The sequence below is a fragment of the Rhodomicrobium udaipurense JA643 genome, from assembly GCF_000636015.1.
Taxonomy (GTDB): Bacteria; Pseudomonadota; Alphaproteobacteria; order Rhizobiales; family Rhodomicrobiaceae; genus Rhodomicrobium; species Rhodomicrobium udaipurense.
Map to the genome: position 1 here is coordinate 1 of NZ_JFZJ01000244.1, position 697 is coordinate 697.

General features: G+C 63.8%; 1 protein-coding gene. It reads right to left on the reverse strand.

Features of this window, described 5'->3' with window-relative positions; translation table 11 throughout:
* Window positions 1-697: Rid family hydrolase (locus tag T281_RS17170; protein WP_245269288.1), on the reverse strand; the 697-nt coding region annotated here is incomplete at both ends.

A 697-nucleotide genomic window follows, 5' to 3' on the forward strand; every position in this document is an offset into this window, starting at 1 on the left:
AAAGCCGGCTGCACGGGATTGTTTTCCCGACCGACCGCCGCGATGCCCTCGATTTCGACAAGCCACTCCGGTCGGCAAACCGGGCCGTGGACCACGACGGTCGGCACATCCGGGAAACTTTCGCGCAGCATGCCGCTTACGCGCGGGTAGTCCGACGCGTCGCGGAGGTAGACGATCAGATGCTGCATGTCCTCGCGGGCAGCGCCGCCCGAGCGCAGCAGCGCGTCGACATTCGCTATGGCGCGGTCGAGTTGACGGCACACATCGCCGGGATGAAGCACGCGCCCGGCGTAGTCGATGCTGGCGGTTCCCGAGATGTAGAGGTGGGCGCGGTCGGCGAAGGCGATTCGGGTGCCGCGCTCGAAGGTGACGCCGTAGTCTTTCGTCGCGCATAGCATGTCGAAATCGTTGAGATAGGAGACCTGCCCCGGTTTGAGATCGAGCAGCGACAGGGCGTCCATCGAAACTACATCATGGCGGTTGGGCGAGCCGCCTTCGATCCCGGTGCTCGCGATATAATGCGTCTCCGCCGTAAGGCCCGCGCTCTCGAACAACTCGCGCCGCGCCGACACCATGCCTTGGTAGAAAACATCCGCATTCCGCAGATAAATCCATGTGCGCATGCAGTTTTGGGCGAGAGAGCCGCCGAGACCGCGCAGCATGTCTGCGAGCGTCGCGAAAATGGCCCGCGTCTGCT